The sequence below is a fragment of the Collinsella sp. AF37-9 genome (assembly GCF_003475115.1).
GTDB lineage: Bacteria > Actinomycetota > Coriobacteriia > Coriobacteriales > Coriobacteriaceae > Collinsella.
Genome location: NZ_QROQ01000072.1, coordinates 371 through 572, shown reverse-complemented (window position 1 = coordinate 572; position 202 = coordinate 371). Strand labels below are relative to the sequence as shown.

1 protein-coding gene is annotated in these 202 nt (G+C 64.9%); it reads left to right on the top strand.

The window, feature by feature from the left end; all coding sequences use genetic code 11:
* Positions 1-202, top strand: a 202-nt coding sequence (locus DW024_RS10350) for a hypothetical protein (RefSeq protein WP_233541386.1), incomplete at both ends; no start/stop codon positions are given.

The window sequence follows — 202 nt, the reverse complement described above, 5'->3', positions numbered from 1 at the left end:
CGCCGTCTTTCCTTCCCTTCATCCCCTTCCTTCTCTCGTCGATACTCCTGCTCGGGGCCACAAGGCCTGCGACCCTGGCGGCGAAGGCGCCCGTGCCCAAATTCCGGCGCCTTATCCAGATCGTGTTTTCGATAATCGCCGCGGGGGCCGCGATGCTCCTCGCCGGCCTCGCACCCGGGGGCATTTACGCCTTGGCCCTAAA